The organism is Phascolarctobacterium sp. Marseille-Q4147 (genome assembly GCF_017968825.1).
In the GTDB taxonomy this organism is placed as follows: domain Bacteria; phylum Bacillota; class Negativicutes; order Acidaminococcales; family Acidaminococcaceae; genus Phascolarctobacterium_A.
On sequence record NZ_CP072874.1, the window covers coordinates 1,738,228 to 1,755,583 of the forward strand.

A 17,356-nucleotide genomic window follows, 5' to 3' on the forward strand; every position below is an offset into this window, starting at 1 on the left:
GATTTTATGATTAAGCATATAACAACAACACCGGCAAAGGCCTTAGAAAAATTAAAAGCAGGCAATGCCAGATATATTGATGCCAAGGTCAACAGCGAGGACATTTCGCAGGCAAAGAGAACAGATACCTTGGTTAACGGTCAGAAGCCTTATGCGATTATTATTACCTGCTCTGATTCCCGCGTGATTCCGGAGAATATTTTTATGACAGGTATCGGCGAGCTGTTTGTTATCCGTATTGCCGGTAATGTGATTGATGAGCATCAGCTGGGCAGTATTGAATACGCTGCCAGTCATCTGGGCGCACCGTTGATTGTTGTTATGGGGCATACGCATTGCGGTGCGGTGCATGCTGCAATCAACCATGATCCGGAGGGCTATATCAAATTTATTACGGATAAAATCAAAGCAGCGATTGGTGACGAGTGCGACCCGTATAAGGCTGCCTGCCTTAATGTCAAAAGCTGTGAAGCGGAAATCGAAGCGAGCCTGGAGATTCAGAAGGTTGAGCATCAGGAGGGCTTGCGCGTTGTCGGTGCTATGTACCATCTGGAGAATGGTGTGGTAGATTTTATCTAAAGCAGATTATTTTGAGCTGCCTTAAGCTTAGCGTCTTAAGGCAGTATTTTTTGTGCAGTAATTTCTTAAAATTCGCAATAATATGCTTGACAGAATGGTGGCATGAATGTATTATGTATACATAATACAGATTTCGATTAAAAGCAGCTTTTACACGCTTTTGAAGAAGGAGGCAAATGTATTATGCGTAAAGAACACGACTTTTTAGGTGAATTAGAAATTCCTGATAATGCTTATTATGGTGTACAGACCATGCGTGCCATGGAAAACTTTCAGATTACAGGCTATACTGCCGATCCGCTTTTTATCAAAGCTTTGGGTATGGTAAAAAAGGCTGCGGCCTTGGCAAATATGAAAATCGGTCTTTTAGATGAAACAATCGGCAATGCTATGGTTCAGGCCTGCGATGATATCATCAGCGGCAAGCTGAACGACCAGTTCCCGACCGATCCTATTCAGGGCGGTGCAGGAACATCCTTCAATATGAATACGAACGAAGTAATCTGCAACCGTGCTTTGGAAATTCTCGGCCGTCCGCGCGGCGATTATAATTATATCAGCCCTAATAACCATGCCAATATGTCGCAGTCCACTAACGATGTTATTCCTACATCCATCCGTGTCTGCGCTCTGATGCGCGCCGAACAGCTTATTATTGCCTTGGAAAACCTGGCGGATTCCTTTGATAAGAAAGGCGAGGAATTCAAGGATGTACTGAAAATCGGCCGTACGCATCTGCAGGACGCAGTGCCTATTACCTTAGGCCTGGAGTTCAAAGCCTTTGCTTCCTCCATGCGCAGACGCAGTAACTACATTCGCCGCAGCTGTGAGCTGCTGCACACCATGAATATGGGCGCAACAGCAGTCGGCACCGGCCTGAATGCCGATCCGGAATATATCAAAGAGGTTTGCGAACAGCTTACGCTTGTTACCGGCGAGAGCTTCACTACCGCGGACAATCTTGTTGATGCTACCAGTAACACGGATATCTTCACCGATTTGTCCTCCAGCTTGAAGACATCGGCACTTTCCTTGATTAAAATTTCCAATGACCTGCGTCTGATGGCCTCCGGTCCGAGGGCAGGCTTCTGCGAAATTACGTTGCCGCCGCGTCAGCCCGGTTCCTCTATCATGCCGGGTAAGGTTAACCCCGTTATCCCCGAGGTAGTGGACCAAACCTGCTATCAGGTAATTGCCAACGATTTGGCTGTGGCCTTCGGCGTAGAAAACGGCCAGTTCCAGCTTAATGTTATGGAGCCTGTTATGGCTTACAATATTTTCAATTCCTTACGTTTCCTGACCAATGCCGTTAATACTCTGCGCACACGCTGCGTAGACGGAATTAAGGCTAACCGTGCTCAATGTGCGGAATGGCTGGATAAGAGCGTTGGCATTGTTACCGCGCTGCTGCCGCATATCGGTTACGAAACCTGCTCCGTTTTGGCGAAGGAGGCGCTGGCAACCAACAGAAACATTAAGGACCTGCTTATTGAACGCAAGGTGCTGAGCAAAGAGGACTTGGAGGTTATCCTTGCTCCTGCGGAAATGACCAGACCGGGTATTGCAGGTAAGGAGCTTTTGAAGAAGATTCATGAGTCCAGAGAAGAGCTTGTGTAAAGCACAAGAGAGCAGTTCTGTTATAACAATAGAATAAAAGCAAAAGCTGCAGCTTTGCTCCTGAGTACGGGAGCAGGCTACAGCTTTTTTGTTGGTGCCTTGAGAATTTTGCTTATTTGCTTATCAATATAAGAAATTTTCTTTCGTCCTACCCGAAATTGTGCTTTGGGGTGGGGGAAAAAGAGCTTCTTGTTGCTATAATTATAATGACAGAAACTAATTTAGGAGGTTGATGAATATGCGTATTTATAAGAAGTTGTTTTCCTGCTTATCCTTATTTTTACTTTGCCTCGTGTGCTTGCTTGCAGATGCTCCCAAGGTTCGGGCAGCAGAATTTCTGACTGCTGATAACGGAACATTTCTCTATATGAATAGCAGAGAGCTGGAAATCAGTGATGAGGAGGAAGGAGTGCAATTCTTTCTTGCTGATGATGGCACTCTGCAGCTGATGAACAAAAATACTAAAGATGTTTATAAGACCTTCGTTCCTTCGGAGCAGGGAATGGTTGGCTATAGGGTGCGGGATGTTTTCACCGCTAATCCCGAAAAAATATTTTTTGAAATAAATGCCACTATCGGCGCTCATGAGGAGAACTGCGGTTATTGGCTTATCGGTAAGGAAAACGGACAATGGGTGACCTATGTAACCTTGGAAGATTTGGCGAAAAACGGCTATGCCATTGACCAATGGCGGCAGATTGTAACCAAGATTAACACGGATGGCAGCGGACGTTTTATTCTGCTCAGCCAATATGAATATATGCCTCCGGAAGCTACCTTCGGCATGCGGAGAAAATATTGCACGGATTTGCAGCTGGAGCTTTTGTGGGATGATGCTGCGCAAGGGTTTGTTATGCGCAGATTACAGTAAGCAGTTGCAGCGACAATAATCGCTTGTTGGCGGTTGCTCAGCATCTTCAAGCTTAGTGTGTGACTGATGAACGATTTAATCAGTTTGCAGAGTATATGATTTTTAGAATGTCCCGAAAAATATATATAATTCGGGACAAACAATTTGTTTTTTTACTGTCAGTAACAATAGATAATATATTAGCTGAAACTTGCAAAAACAACACTTTGGGGATAAAATATTAGCTATGGATATGTTTGATTTTTTGGAAGCTACCCCGGATGAGATTAACAAAGGAATTGCAGCTCGCGTTCGTACTGTACGCAAACGGCGCAAAATTACGCAGGTTAGATTAAGTGAGAAATCAGGAGTAAGCTTAGGATCTGTGAAGCGCTTTAAGAGTACAGGTGAAATTTCCTTATTATCTCTGACTAAAATTGCTATCGCATTGAATGTTGAACAAGAGCTGAAGCAGCTTTTCAGCAACGTGCCTTATATGTCACTTGAGGAGATAGAAAATGAAAGAAATCAACAAGATTAAGGTATCTTATAATGGTAAGATTCATGTATGAAGGGATATCTTGGATGTTGCGAAGAAGCTCGGTATGAATCTCAAGCTGGCTGAGGATATAGCGCAACAGGTTCAGGTTTATGTCGAAGATGATTTAGGAGAATTTATTTTTAAAAGATAAAATATCGCGAAAGAATAGTAAAAGCCTAATGAGTTACGAAAATGATATGAACTCATTAGGCTTTTTTTCTGAATTTAAACAATAAAAAACGCTGATGCATAAGCATCAGCGTTAACTTCTGGTAGCGCTAAAGGGAATCGAACCCTTGATTTCGCCTTGAGAGGGCGACGTCTTAGCCGCTTGACCATAGCGCCATTTGGCTCCGGGACTAGGACTCGAACCCAGACCGAATGATCCAGAGTCACTTGTGCTACCATTACACCATCCCGGAGTAGCAGTTCTTTTTGAGCACGCTCATCAGAACAATAACGATTATAGCAGATAGATGGCAGTTGGTCAAGTACTTTTTTTGAAAAAAGTAAAATTTTTTTAGAAAAAGTTTAGGAGGACCGGCAACGTTTGTTTGAAGTATAGATTGACGCATATGCTTTAGCATGATAAAATCAAGATAATACAACGATTAAATAACAGTGAATAAATATTCGTGACAGGGAGTGATGGCATGAAGCTTTTACATTTGTCGGATCTGCATTTAGGAAAAAAACTCAATGAATTTTCTCTTTATGATGATCAAAAATATATTTTACAACGGATTGTACATATGATTTGCGCTAAGCAGCCTGATTGCGTACTGCTTGCCGGAGATATTTATGATAAACCGGTGCCGCCGGCAGAAGCTGTCGTTTTATTTGATGATTTTCTCAATCAGCTGGCGGAGCTCAAGGTGCCTGTGTGCATCATTAGCGGCAACCATGATTCGGCGGAGCGCTTGGCGTTCGGCGCGCAGCTGATGAGTGGCAGTGGCATTCATTTTGCGGGCAGTTACAACGGTGAGGAGCAGAAGCTCGTGCTGGAGGACGAATTCGGCAGGGTGAATATTTTCCTGCTGCCGTTTTTGAAGCCTGCTGTTGTGAAGCATTGGGCACCCGAGGAGGCTGCAGCTGAGATTACAGGCTATCATGATGCGGTGAAATATGCTGTGGCGCAGTTGCCGTTGGCACAGGACGAGCGCAATGTGCTTGTTGCGCATCAGTTTGTCACCGGCGCTGTTACCGCAGGCAGCGAGGCTTTTAATGTGGGCGGATTGGATAATATAGGTGCGGAGGTTTTTGCTGCTTTCGATTATGTGGCTTTGGGACACATCCATAATCCGCAGAATGTTGGCGGTAATGAGCGTATCCGCTATTGCGGTACACCGCTGAAATATTCCTTCAGCGAATGGCAGCAGCAAAAGTCTGTAACAATGGTGGAGCTTGCCGAAAAAGGCAATATAAAGGTTACGCAGCTGCCGCTGACACCGTTGCGCGAGGTACGCTATTTAAAGGATACCTTCGAGAATTTAATGACAAAGCCGAATTACGCTATGTTCCCTATTGATGAAAATGGCTTCCTGCAGGATTTTTATTATCTGACGCTGACGGATGAAAACGATGTTCCTAATGCTATGCAGCGCCTGCAGACTGTATATAAGAATTTGCTGCAGCTTGATTATGACAATAAGCGCACGCAGGCGAATGCGGAGCTGGAGGTAACGGAAGATTTGGTAGAGAAAACACCGTTAGAGCTTATTGATGATTTTTATCGCCTGCAGAACAATCAGGAACTGAGCGAGGAGCAGAAGCATTATCTTACTAATCTGCTGTCGGAAATAGGAGGTGACGTATTATGAGACCGCTGAAGCTGGTTATGAGTGCGTTTGGTCCGTATGCGGGGCAAACCGTGATAGATTTTTCCCAGCTTGGAGAGCAGGGACTGTATCTGATTACCGGTGATACAGGAGCCGGCAAAACCGTAATTTTTGATGCCGTTTCCTATGCCTTGTACGGGCAGACGAGTAGCGGTGTGCGTGATGCCAACATGCTGCGCAGCCAATATGCGGATGCTGATACGCCGACGTTTGTGGAGCTGGAGTTTTCCTTCCGCGGCAAGTGCTACAGGGTAAAACGCAATCCGGAGTACCGCCGTCCGGCGAAGCGCGGCGGAGGTATGACGAAGGAGAAGGCCGGAGCAGAACTGCATTATCCCGATGACCGCGTGCCGGTAACGAGAATGTCGGATGTAGATAAAAGCATTGTGGAGCTGCTGGGGCTTAATCACAAGCAGTTTACGCAGATTACGATGATTGCGCAGGGACAGTTCCGCAAATTTTTGGATACCAATACAGATGAGCGCAGTAAAATCTTCCGTGATTTGTTTCATACATACTTCTTCCAGCAGCTGCAGGAGAAGCTGAAGCAGGATGCTGCGGCCAAGCGTAACGAATTTGCCGAGCAGCAGCGCCGAAGCGAGCAGGCGCTGAACGGCATCAGCTGCATTTATCCCGCATATACGGAGCAGCTGCAGAGCTTTGCTTTGCGTCATTACGAGGGCTGTGTTGAAGAAGTGCTGACTTTGGTTGATACGATTATTGCTCTTGATGAAAAGGAACAGCAGCAGGTGGCAGCAGCGGCGGCTATCGTGACGAAAAATCTGACTGCGCTGCAGGACAGCTTGGGCGCTATTGCTAAAAAGCAGCAGCTGGAAAAATATATGCAGACAACAGAAGCCAAAATGATAAGTATGCAAAAGCAGCTGGAGCAGGAAGCAGATGCGGCAGTGCAAAGACAGGAGGCTCTGCAAAAATTAGAGGCAGAGGTTAACAAAGCGCAAAAGGGTGAGTTGGAGCTGGCACAGCTGCAAACCGAAAGGCAACAGATGGCGGCACGTCAAAGAGAGCTACGTCAATTAAACGAAATGCAGCAGCGTTACCAAAGCCAGGAGGTTGCACTGCTGCAGAAGCGCCAGGAGTATAAGCAGGCCTGTGATAATTTCAATCATCTTAATAAGCTCAGCGATGCTTGCTTTGACAGATTTTTGGGCGCACAGGCGGGCCTTCTGGCGCACGATAAGCTGAAACCCGGCAAGCCCTGCCCGGTTTGTGGTTCCTGCGAGCATCCGCAGCCTGTGCAGCTGGCGCATGATGCACCTACTGAAAACGATGTTGAGCAGGCACGCGCTAAAGCCGAGGCCGCTCAGAAAGTAAGAGACGGACTTGTTGGCGAAGGCAAAGCGTTGAAGGAGCATCTGGAGCTGGATAAAGGCTTGCTGATAGGCAAGGGCATGGAGCTGCTTGGCTGTGATGATTTGAAGCTGATTGCCGAAAGAGCGCAGGCAGAGCTGAAGGATGTTAACAATAAGATTACGGACCTGCGCCTGAAGATGGGCTTTTTGCAGGAAAAGGTGGAGCAATACCGTAAGCTGGCGAAAACGCTGGAGCAGCAGAAGGCTGCCGATAAGCAGGCAGAGGCTGCGGCACAAAACTTAAGGCAGCAGCTGGCAGGTGCCGAAGGACAGCTGCAGGAGCTGAAAAAGCAGCTTGCCGAGCAGAATGAGCTGCTGACGGATGTTGATGAACAGGAGCTGCAGCAGGAGCATGAAAAGCTGCTGGCGCAGCAGCGTGAGTTGGAGCTGCAGGATAAGCGGCTCTATGCCGCCATTAAGAATAACCAGCGGATTAAGCAGGAGGTCAGCGGCTACGAAGAGCGCAGGGCAGCCTGCGAAGCGGAGTACAGCTTGATCAACAGCCTTTCCGCAACGCTGAACGGAACCTTGACCGGCAAAAAACGTGTTAATCTGGAAACCTATGTGCAGATGCACTATTTCGATAAAATTCTGCAGCGCGCCAATGTAAGGCTGCTGCACATGAGCCGCGGCCAGTACGAGCTGTGCCGTGACAAAATGCAGGATGCGGACAGCAAGACGGGCAACAGTAAAACAGGCCTCGATTTGGAGGTTAAGGATTATTACAGCGGTAATCTGCGCAGCGTCAAAACCTTAAGCGGTGGCGAATCCTTCATGGCATCGCTGGCGTTGGCGCTAGGGCTGGCGGATGAGGTGCAGTCCTGTGCCGGCGGCATTCAGCTGGATACGATGTTTGTCGACGAAGGCTTCGGCTCGCTGGATGACAGCAGTCTGCAGCAGGCTATTGCTACGCTGCAGGGCCTCAGTGAAGGCCATCGCCTTGTAGGTATAATTTCGCACGTACACGATTTGCAGGAAATGATTGACAAAAAAATTCTCGTCAGGAAAAAACGCGGCCAACAGGGGACAGGCAGCGAAGTCGCACTGGTGGTAGATTAAGGTAAAAATATCACTGCGGAAGCAGAAAATTACTTTACCATATATTGTCAGTGTGATAAAATAATCTTTATACTTAAAAGGCAAATTGATTGCTGACATGTTCGTAGCAGCAGTTAAAAAACAAAATGTATGGAGGGCTTGACGATGAAATTATTGGAAGAAAAAATTGTTAATGACGGTGTTATCAAAAGCGGTAATGTCCTGAAGGTTGACAGCTTTTTAAATCATCAGATTGATGTGCCGTTTGTTGCGGAGCTTGGTAAAGAATTAAAGCGCTTGTTTGCAGACAGGAATATTACTAAAATCCTGACTATTGAAGCCTCCGGCATCGGTATTGCCTGCGTTGCGGCAATGTATTTTGGCGTTCCGGTAGTGTTTGCCAAGAAATCCAGCGGCAGCAATATGGATAAGGATGTTTACTTCACTCAAATTTATTCTTATACCCATAGCAAAACAAACGACGTTGTTGTTTCCAAAAGATTCCTGTCTAAAAACGACCACGTGCTGATTATTGATGACTTCCTGGCTAACGGCTGTGCTCTGGAAGGTCTTATCGATATTGTGCGTCAGTCCGGCGCTACTGTTGAAGGCGTTGGCGTTGCTGTAGAAAAAGGCTTCCAGGGTGGCGGCGACAAGCTGCGCAAGGCCGGCTACAACCTGCATTCCTTAGCTATTATTGATAAGATGGATGCCAAAACCAACACAGTGGTGTTCAGACATGAGGAAGAGTAATGAGCGAAAACCAATATACTGATCCGATATACGACTTAGACGGAAAAATTTCTGTAAGCAAGGCGATTCCCTTCGGCCTGCAGCATATTCTGGCGATGTTCGTAGCGAATATCGCTCCGATTCTGATTGTAGCCGGTGTGGTAAAAATGCCGGTAGAGCAGAGCGGTGCTCTGGTGCAGTCGGCAATGCTGGTAGCAGGCATCGGTACGCTTATACAGCTTTATCCTGTCTGGCGTGTCGGCAGCGGTCTGCCTATCGTTATGGGCATCAGCTTCACCTTTGTATCTATCGCCTGTGTTATCGGTGCTAAGTACGGTTACGGCGGCGTTATGGGTGCGGTACTGGTTGGCGGCTTGCTGGAAGGCTTTTTAGGCCTGGGAGCAAAATATTGGCGCCGTCTGATTCCGCCGATTGTTGCTGCTACCGTTGTTACCTCCATCGGTTTCTCTTTGCTGGCGGTAGGTGCTAACTCCTTCGGCGGCGGCTTCGGTAACCCAAACTTCGGTGATGCTCCTTATATTATTGTAGGTACTATTACTTTGGTAAGCTGCATTGCCTACAATATTTTCGCCAAATCCTTTTACAAGCAACTTTCCGTGCTTTTTGGTTTGATTGTCGGCTATGTAGTTGCTTATTTTATGGGCATGGTAAACATGAGCAAGCTCGCTGAGGTTAAGCTAATTGCTATTCCTCAGCTGATGCCTTTTACCATGGAATTCCATCCTGATGCAATTTTTGCATTCTTTTTGATATTCCTGGTTTCCGCTACCGAAACCATTGGTGATACCTCTGCCATGACCGCCATCGGTCTGCGCCGTGATGTTAAGGAAAAAGAAATTTCCGGCTCCATTGTCTGCGATGGTCTGGTAAGCAGCTTGTCTTCTGTTTTCGGTTGCTTGCCTATCACCTCCTTCAGCCAGAACGTAGGCCTGATTGCTATGACGAAGGTTGTTAACCGTTTTGCTATCATGACAGGCGCTGTTATTATGATTATGGCAGGCCTGTTCCCGGCGCTGGGCGTGCTGTTGGCATCCCTGCCGGAGGCAGTTTTGGGCGGTTGCACCTTGATGATGTTCGGTTCTATCGTAGTCAGCGGCGTGCAGATGATTGCCAACTGCGGCTACAATTCCCGTAATGTAACGATTGCTTCTTTGGCACTCAGCATCGGCATCGGCTTTACTCAGACACCGGCAATTTTTAAGATTTTCCCGGATCTGATTAAGAATGTTTTTGCAGAAAACTGTGTAGCTGTAGTTTTTATCGTGGCTATGGTGTTAAATATCATTCTGCCTAAAGAGGAAGAAGAATAGCGATACGTGTTTTAAAATAAAGAGGGGTTACAAATGAAGATTATTGATGCCCATATGCATTATTACAATGTTGATGGTTTTGTGCAGGTTGCAGCCAATGCAGGTTATGAAAATACAGCGACCTGCTGGCAGAAAATATGCGAAGAAAACAATATCGTTTTTTCCGTAGCTATGGGCAACACTAATTATACGTCTTCGAAATACGGTGGTGTTACACCGCGCATGATTGACCTTGCAGCGCCTTTTGACGAGGAGCATTACAATCAGCCGCAGAACATTGGCTATTGCATGGGTGTAAACAGCGAGGCTATAACCGAAGCAAATGCGGAAAAAACAGCGCAGGAATTTGAACGCTTCATTAAGGACCCGCATTGTCTGGGCATTAAGCTCTATCCCGGGTATAATGCTGTCTATGTCAACGATAAAAGGCATTGGCCGCTGTTTGAACTGGCGCGTGCTTATAATGTGCCTGTTGCAATTCACACAGGCGATACAGCATGGCCCAGCGGTCTTTTGAAATATTCGCATCCGCTGACTGTTGATGAAGCAGCAGTGGCGTTTCCTGATGTTACCTTTGTTATAGCGCACTGTGGTTGCCCATGGTTCGCCGATGCGGCGGAGGTGGCCTGCAAGAATGCCAACGTATGTATTGACCTTTCCGGTCTGGTGGAGGGCAATCCTAAACCGCTGATGCTGCTCGAAAGACAGCGTGGCTTTTTGCGTCAGCTGCATACCTGGCTGAATTATCTTGGCAATTATGAAAAAATCATGTATGGCAGTGATTGGCCGCTTGTAAATATTCCCCTGTATATCTGGATGATCAGCCATGTTGTTCCAGAATGCTATCACGAGGATGTATTTTATAACAATGCAGTAAGGATTTACAGTAAAATCGGCAAGCTGCTGGAAAAGTGCGGAGGTTGAGATGGGACAGCCTGATATCAAAGAAATAGAAGCAGGTCTTAAGGATTGGGACTTTGTGCGCAATCTGCCTGCTGCAATCGGTGATTATACCCTAGTACCGGGTTCCGGCATCGACGGACAGATTTTGAATATTGCAGCCTATGTGCACGAAGCATCACACTGCCGTCTTGATTTGACTTATACAAAAGAAACCTTTGACTATGTACCGGTAAAAACCGTAGGTCTGCATACGTTTCGCGACGTGCGCTTTTTTTGCCGTGACCGCGAGCATTTTGCTGACATGATGCGCAAGAGCCTGCCGGATATTTTGGCCAGCATGGACAAGAAAACCGTGCATGCGCTGCCGTATGAAGCAAAAGCGTTGCACTTTGAGCAGTGGGACTACTGGCGCTCGCTGCCTGCCCAGGTAGGCGATTATGAGCTGTATATTACGCCTGATAATCCATTGCCTTATATCAATGGTTCCTTTATCTTTTTGGATTATACTGATTTTAAGCATGGCAATCAGATATACTTTTCCTATAATATTTTCCGTGATGAGCTGTTTGCGGAAATGCGTAAGAATTACCTGCCCTTGACCACAGACGCTTTTGACGTGCTTGGCAACGTGCCGGCAGAGGATAAACTGCAGGCTTTGCAGGTGCATATAGAGGAAAAATTGATGGCTGCATTGGAAGATTTAAAAAAAGTATAAAAAGATGTTGACAAAATAGGTTCAAGCCTGTATAATATAATTCGTAGTTGATTGGCCCGGTGGTTCAGTTGGTTAGAATGCCGCCCTGTCACGGCGGAGGTCGTGGGTTCGAGTCCCATCCGGGTCGCCAATCATGCCTCGGTAGCTCAGTTGGTAGAGCAAAGGACTGAAAATCCTTGTGTCCACAGTTCGATTCTGTGCTGAGGCACCATATTGCGGAAATAGCTCAGTGGTAGAGCACCTCCTTGCCAAGGAGGGGGTCGCGAGTTCGAATCTCGTTTTCCGCTCCACCTTTTAAGGCGACATAGCCAAGCGGTAAGGCAGAGGTCTGCAAAACCTTTATCCCCAGTTCGATTCTGGGTGTCGCCTCCATTTTTATTTCTTAAAAGGTGCCAAGTAGTTATGTCTGCCGCGGTGGCGGAACTGGCAGACGCAAGGGACTTAAAATCCCTCGGGTAGTGATACCCGTACCGGTTCGATTCCGGTCCGCGGCACCAACATAAATTTTGTTTATGTTGGAACAATATATAGAATGAAAATGCTGATTGTACTTTTAGAAGTCAATCAGTTTTTTTGTGTGTAAAAAAAGAATCCCGCCATCCCAGAGACAAGCTTCCCTGAAAGATGGCGGGATAGAGGGCGCTTCTAAAGAAACCATTCCCTCTGAATGCAGTTTAGCAAAGACTTTAATCATAAACCTTATGGTGATAAAGAAACATGCAAGATTCAATGGGAAGATAAGATGGTGTTACATTCGTTATCAGATAGCCGAAATAATAACCAAGTAACTGGCGAGCGTGCTATGACTGCCAATATGGCGAAATAGAAGAAAGCAAAAAATGCAGATATGCGCAAAGCGTGCATATCTTAAACGAGCTAAAGAAGCGTATGCCGAGGCTGGCGTATATGAGACTACAAAAGCACAGTAAAAAGCTGATACTACGGCAGGTCGCTAGGACTTGCTGGGTATCAGCTTTTTAATTTATATGAAGTTCTGAATTGCAATAAGAAAAACTGCTTTGACAAATATATCGTATAGACCTTCGCCTTACGTAATCTACGGTTTCCGATTTCTTCAGCCACGCAGAAGACAGGTCTGAGCCTTCGGGAGCGACCCTGAGCTTCCTGCCCCTTTTGCCTGCCGCGGGAATGGCTACCCACAAATTTCACCCATCTTTCAGATAGTTGAGCCAGCTAATTTCGAGAACTAGCAACACTCTGGTATTGAGCTACTTTTTCCTCAGAATTCTGTTATACACGGATTTCTCCGCTTCACTACCAACAGCTTGGTTCGGAGTTTCTGCTAAGTTCGCTGCAGCATCCCTGCTGCAGGTTTCACGGATTTTTCTAGCCTTTCGAGCTAGCGTCTATTGTCGCTGCCAGAATCCTTCGAGTTTTAATCGGCACCAAGATCCGCACATACCGTTCTGTGTTGCCTTTTGGGCTTCTCCATCAGTCCTCACGGAGCAACAGAAACCTCACTGCCGCAGTATCCCGCAGGCAGCCTGGTCACAGCTTCCGGTATTCTCGGAGGGGTTGACAACCCTTTAGTGCACCGAGTTATACGATATATTTGTCAAAACAGTTTTCAAGGAACATGTCGGTATTCAACCGATGAACAAAGTATAACATATCATAATGAAGTAATCGTGGAAAAAAAGGTGCGCATTGATTTCTTGCTGCTTGGTATGAGGGGGATTGATTAAGTCCTTTAGTTCGAATATGCTTCCTGAAGTTTGTTGCTGTTGCTGATTTCACATGCAGTATTAACTCCGCCGCATAAAAGTAGGTGATATAACTCCAAAGAAATCTCCGCTTTGGGTATCATAATTCCTACCGTTGTAGTATAATTAAGTTGACAAGAAACAAATTTTTTATACGAGGATGGTGAAGTAATGGAGACTTTTATCGGCATACTGATACCTTTTATCGGAACAACACTCGGTTCGGCGTGTGTGTTCTTTATGAAAAAATCGCTTAGCGATATGGTGCAGCGCTCGCTTGCGGGCTTTGCTGCCGGTGTAATGGTTGCAGCGTCTATCTGGAGCCTGCTGATTCCTGCTATCGAGCAATCCGAAAGCATGGGAAGGCTGTCCTTTCTCCCTGCGTTTATCGGCTTTTGGATTGGTATATTATTTTTACTCATGCTTGACCACTTGATTCCCCATCTGCATGTGGGAAGTGAGCAGACTGAGGGCCCCAAGAGCAATTTGAGCCGTACTGCGATGATGGTTTTGGCTGTAACGCTGCACAACATACCTGAGGGAATGGCAGTCGGTGTAATATATGCCGGCTTTCTGGCGGGAAATACGCCAATCACGGCAGCAGGGGCGCTTGCCTTGTCCATCGGTATTGCTATTCAAAACTTTCCGGAGGGTGCGATTATTTCTATGCCGCTTCGCGCAGAGGGAGAGAGTAAGAACAGAGCGTTTTGGGGTGGTGTGCTTTCCGGTGTGGTGGAACCAATCGGAGCTGTGCTGACGATACTTGCTGCTCAGCTTGTAATACCGGTCCTGCCGTATCTTTTGAGCTTTGCTGCCGGTGCTATGCTTTATGTTGTTGTAGAGGAGCTGATTCCTCAAATGTCGCAGGGAGAGCATTCCAATATCGGCACGATTTTCTTTGCCGTGGGATTTAGTGTTATGATGGTGCTGGATGTTGCGTTAGGGTAGAGAACAATTTCGGTATATCAGAATGCTGCACTTCACAGTAATCTCTCTTTAGTTAAACAGTTTATCTGGCATGCCTAACATCTTCTTTTGCAGATAGACAGATTCTGACGTACTAATGGCTTATAATATACTTGTACCTGAGAAAAAATCCTGCTGATAACCATAGAAAATTGAATTTACGGATACATAGGAAAAAGCTGATACTACGGCAGGTCGCAAGACTTGCCGGGTATCAGCTTTTTTATAAATTGACTGGCAAATCATCTGCATAACATAGCAAATTGTCTGGAAAAATATTGCGTATAGCTTGCACGGGTATTTTTATGGTGGTAGACTAGATTAAACAATACTCGGAGGTCTTAACATGAATATAACAGTATATCTTGCCTCATTCACAGGCAATAATCCTAAATTTGAGGCTGCGGTTAAAGAGCTTGGCACTTGGATTGGTGCGAGCGGTAATACGTTGGTTTATGGCGGTTCTAAAACCGGCCTGATGGGAGAGCTGGCACAAAGCGTTTTGCAGGCAGGTGGTAAGGTTATCGGCGTGGAGCCGCAATTTTTTATAGATGAAGACTATCAATATGAGGGACTGACGCAGCTGATAGTTACCAAAGATATGGCAGAGCGCAAGACGAAGATGATTGAGCTTGGCGATGCCTTTATTGCTTTTCCCGGCGGCGTGGGAACGCTGGAGGAAATCAGTGAAATTATGTCTAAGCTGTCTTTGGGACAGCTGCAGGCGCCGTGCATTTATTATAATCTTGATGGTTATTATGATGATATCAAGCACTTTTTGCAGCAGATGATTGCTAAAGGCTTCTCTTCAGAGGAAAAGCAGCAGGGAGTATATTTTGCGGAAAGCTTGGAAAAAATTAAGAAATTATTGAAATAAAAGAGTTGACGAGAATATAAAAAGGCTGACGCTGTGCATTTACGCAAGGCGTCAGCCTTTTTGCTGCCTTAAATATTCTGTGCTTAATAAATGTTGCACAGCCTGCTTATATCCGGAAACACTTTTGCAGTGCGTTATACTCGCCTAATGCCAGCATTGTTATATCGTCGGATAATATGGTATCGGGCGTAATTGAGACGTCAGTTTTTCCCAAACGTTTTATACCAAGAATATTGATGCCAAACTTTTTGCGGATATCTAACGTGCCGATGCTTTTACCAACCCATGCTTTGGGCACCTCTACTTCAAAAATAGCGTGCTGCTTGTCAATCTCTATATAATCGAAAATATGGTCTGCAGTGTAGCGTTTGGCTGCCCATATAGCCATCTGCTTTTCAGGATAGACTACATTATCTGCACCGTTACGAAGCAGAAACTTTGCCTGGACATCGCGTTCAGCGCGAGATACTACACATTTTGCTCCCAGTTCTTTTAAAAGAGAAGTAGTTTCCAGCGAGTTTTGAAAATTACCGCTGACAGTTACGAAGCAAACGTCAAAATTTCCGATGCCGAGAGCACGTAAAAACTCTGCATTGGTGCTGTCGCCAATTTGTGCTTTAGTGACAAATGGGAGTACATCATTGATTCTTTCCTCATCAGTATCAACTGCCATGACCTGATGCCCTAATTGTGAAAGCTGCATAGCGATATGCCGTCCAAAATGACCTGCTCCGATCAGTAAAATATTTTTCATAGGATATCCACTCCTTTTGTTTAGCCAATAGTGATTTTTTCCAGCGGCAGTTTTGAGTTAACTGCTTTTTTGCCGGATAATGCTGCGTACATGAGCGTAAGGCTGCCTACTCTGCCAAGATACATAAGTAAAATCAGTATCAGTTGTGAGGGTACATGCAGCTGCGGTGTAATTCCCAACGTCAGTCCGACTGTTCCCAATGCCGATGCTGTTTCATATAAGCAGGATGTCAGTGGCAGGTTCTCATAGGCACTGATAAAAATTCCTCCGCTGAAAAAAAGCGTAATATACACGGTGAGGATAGTAGAGGCAAGCTTGATTGCATTGTAATCGACTCTGCGATCAAAAAAATGGGCACTGTCCTGTTGGCGATAGGTCGCAACAATGTTGGCAAGCAGGACGGCAAAGGTTGTCGTTTTCATACCACCGGCAGTTGAGCCCGGTGAACCGCCAATCAGCATCAAAAGTATCATAATGCCTTGCGACGAGCCGGACATAACAGATAAATTTGCTGTGTTGAAGCCCGCTGTTCTTGTTGTAACCGACTGGAACAGGGACGCTTGAAGCCGCGCTTCTATGGGGAGAGAAGCAAAATCAGCAAAGAAGAAAAAAATTGCCGGAAAGACAATCAGGATAACCGTCGAGATAAGGATTACTTTACTTTGCATTCTGTAGCGTTGGAACTGCAGCTTGTTTTCACAAATGTCCTCCCACGTCAAAAAACCGATACCGCCAATTATGATAAGCAGCATAATCGTTATATTTATCATAGGATTCTGCGCGTAACCGGTAAGGGAGGGGTAGATGTTGTCTGCAGTTCCCAAAATATCGAAGCCTGCATTGCAAAAGGCAGAAATAGAGTGAAAGGTTGCCAGCCAAATACCATGCCAGCCATAGTCGCGGCAGAATACCGGAAGCATGGCAAGTGTACCCAAAAATTCAACAAGAAATGTCCCCCACAGGATAAACTTCGTAAGCCGGACAATACCGCCTACGTTGGGCGCTGATATTGCGTCCTGAAGGGTGGTGCGCTGCATCAAAGATATTCTTCGCCTGGACAGAAGTGCAAATGATGCCGCTACTGTTACAACACCAAGACCGCCAATCTGTATCAGCGTCAGAATGATTGTCTGCCCAAAGGCCGACCAGTAGCTGCCGGTATCATGTATCACAAGACCGGTTACACAAACTGCGGAGGTTGCGGTAAATAACGCATCATGAAACGGTGTTACACAGTGTTCTGCTGCGGAAATTGGCAGCATCAGCAGTAATGCACCCAGCAGGATTACTCCCGCAAAACCTAATATGATAATTTGAAAAGATGAAAGCTGAAATTTTCTGCTAATCATTTCTTCTGACATACCTACACCTTCTTGTTAATCTGTTTATACATTCATTGTGCTTGTTGCGGACACAATGTAAAAGCCGTATATTGAACACTGCTTTGCTTGTTCCTATCATAGCATTTTTTCGGTGTAGATTTGGTAAAGAAACGAGCGTAGAGCATCAGTATCTTGT

14 protein-coding genes and 7 tRNA genes are annotated in these 17,356 nt (G+C 45.9%); 17 read left to right on the plus strand and 4 right to left on the minus strand.

The annotated features are described in order from the left end of the window. The first annotated feature begins 6 nt into the window (after positions 1 to 6). From KAH19_RS08190 to KAH19_RS08205, 4 genes are all read left to right on the plus strand, one after another. A complete protein-coding gene (locus KAH19_RS08190) occupies positions 7 to 579 on the plus strand; it encodes a carbonic anhydrase (RefSeq protein WP_210684175.1) in 573 nt (190 codons plus the stop codon). Positions 580 to 762: 183 nt separating this feature from the next. Continuing rightward, positions 763 to 2,196 carry an aspartate ammonia-lyase gene (locus tag KAH19_RS08195; protein WP_210684176.1) on the plus strand — a complete coding sequence of 478 codons (1,434 nt, stop codon included), beginning with the start codon at positions 763 to 765 and terminating at the stop codon, positions 2,194 to 2,196. Between the two features lie 238 nt (positions 2,197 to 2,434). Beyond that, positions 2,435 to 3,067 carry a hypothetical protein gene (locus KAH19_RS08200; protein ID WP_210684177.1) on the plus strand — a complete coding sequence of 211 codons (633 nt, stop codon included), beginning with the start codon at positions 2,435 to 2,437 and terminating at the stop codon, positions 3,065 to 3,067. Between the two features lie 226 nt (positions 3,068 to 3,293). Beyond that, complete coding sequence (locus KAH19_RS08205) at positions 3,294 to 3,587, plus strand: helix-turn-helix domain-containing protein (RefSeq protein WP_210684178.1); 294 nt, start codon at positions 3,294 to 3,296, stop codon at positions 3,585 to 3,587. A 270-nt stretch (positions 3,588 to 3,857) separates the two neighbouring features. Here the strand turns inward: KAH19_RS08205 and KAH19_RS08210 are convergent. Further along, positions 3,858 to 3,932: transfer RNA gene (locus KAH19_RS08210), tRNA-Glu, on the minus strand. Positions 3,933 to 3,935: 3 nt separating this feature from the next. Beyond that, positions 3,936 to 4,009 (minus strand) — tRNA-Gln (locus KAH19_RS08215). A 231-nt stretch (positions 4,010 to 4,240) separates the two neighbouring features. Between KAH19_RS08215 and KAH19_RS08220 the strand changes: the two genes are divergently transcribed. The 13 genes from KAH19_RS08220 (at position 4,241) to KAH19_RS08280 (ending at position 15,084) form a co-directional block, all read left to right on the plus strand. Further along, the gene (locus tag KAH19_RS08220) at positions 4,241 to 5,407 is read left to right on the plus strand and encodes an exonuclease SbcCD subunit D (RefSeq protein ID WP_210684179.1); all 1,167 of its coding nucleotides are present in this window, start codon (positions 4,241 to 4,243) and stop codon (positions 5,405 to 5,407) included. Then, on the plus strand, positions 5,404 to 7,857 hold the full coding sequence (locus KAH19_RS08225) for an AAA family ATPase (RefSeq protein ID WP_210684180.1): 2,454 nt from the start codon (positions 5,404 to 5,406) through the stop codon (positions 7,855 to 7,857). The genes KAH19_RS08220 and KAH19_RS08225 overlap by 4 nt, the downstream gene beginning before the upstream one ends. A 144-nt stretch (positions 7,858 to 8,001) precedes the next feature. Continuing rightward, positions 8,002 to 8,589 (plus strand): xanthine phosphoribosyltransferase, encoded by a 588-nt coding sequence (locus KAH19_RS08230; RefSeq protein WP_210684181.1) that lies wholly within the window; start codon positions 8,002 to 8,004, stop codon positions 8,587 to 8,589. After that, positions 8,589 to 9,899 (plus strand): uracil-xanthine permease family protein, encoded by a 1,311-nt coding sequence (locus tag KAH19_RS08235; RefSeq protein ID WP_210684182.1) that lies wholly within the window; start codon positions 8,589 to 8,591, stop codon positions 9,897 to 9,899. Before KAH19_RS08230 ends, KAH19_RS08235 begins: the two co-directional genes overlap by 1 nt. Before the next feature lie 33 nt (positions 9,900 to 9,932). Continuing rightward, positions 9,933 to 10,823, plus strand: coding sequence for an amidohydrolase family protein (locus tag KAH19_RS08240; protein ID WP_210684183.1), 891 nt, complete (start codon positions 9,933 to 9,935; stop codon positions 10,821 to 10,823). 1 nt (position 10,824) lies between these two features. Next, a complete protein-coding gene (locus tag KAH19_RS08245) occupies positions 10,825 to 11,517 on the plus strand; it encodes a hypothetical protein (RefSeq protein ID WP_210684184.1) in 693 nt (230 codons plus the stop codon). A 53-nt stretch (positions 11,518 to 11,570) separates the two neighbouring features. Continuing rightward, positions 11,571 to 11,647: transfer RNA gene (locus KAH19_RS08250), tRNA-Asp, on the plus strand. 5 nt (positions 11,648 to 11,652) lie between these two features. Further along, positions 11,653 to 11,728 (plus strand) — tRNA-Phe (locus KAH19_RS08255). Positions 11,729 to 11,732: 4 nt separating this feature from the next. Further along, positions 11,733 to 11,807, plus strand: a tRNA-Gly gene (locus KAH19_RS08260). Between the two features lie 8 nt (positions 11,808 to 11,815). Beyond that, a tRNA-Cys gene (locus tag KAH19_RS08265) sits at positions 11,816 to 11,889 on the plus strand. A 36-nt stretch (positions 11,890 to 11,925) separates the two neighbouring features. Further along, positions 11,926 to 12,014, plus strand: a tRNA-Leu gene (locus tag KAH19_RS08270). A gap of 1,398 nt (positions 12,015 to 13,412) precedes the next feature. After that, positions 13,413 to 14,189 (plus strand): ZIP family metal transporter, encoded by a 777-nt coding sequence (locus tag KAH19_RS08275; protein ID WP_210684185.1) that lies wholly within the window; start codon positions 13,413 to 13,415, stop codon positions 14,187 to 14,189. A 364-nt stretch (positions 14,190 to 14,553) separates the two neighbouring features. After that, positions 14,554 to 15,084, plus strand: coding sequence for a TIGR00730 family Rossman fold protein (locus KAH19_RS08280; RefSeq protein WP_210684186.1), 531 nt, complete (start codon positions 14,554 to 14,556; stop codon positions 15,082 to 15,084). 106 nt (positions 15,085 to 15,190) lie between these two features. Here the strand turns inward: KAH19_RS08280 and KAH19_RS08285 are convergent, their stop codons facing one another. Then, complete coding sequence (locus KAH19_RS08285; RefSeq protein ID WP_210684187.1) at positions 15,191 to 15,838, minus strand: TrkA family potassium uptake protein; 648 nt, start codon at positions 15,836 to 15,838, stop codon at positions 15,191 to 15,193. 20 nt (positions 15,839 to 15,858) lie between these two features. Continuing rightward, positions 15,859 to 17,199, minus strand: a complete 1,341-nt coding sequence (locus KAH19_RS08290) for a TrkH family potassium uptake protein (RefSeq protein WP_210684188.1) — start codon at positions 17,197 to 17,199, stop codon at positions 15,859 to 15,861. Positions 17,200 to 17,356: the final 157 nt, after the last annotated feature.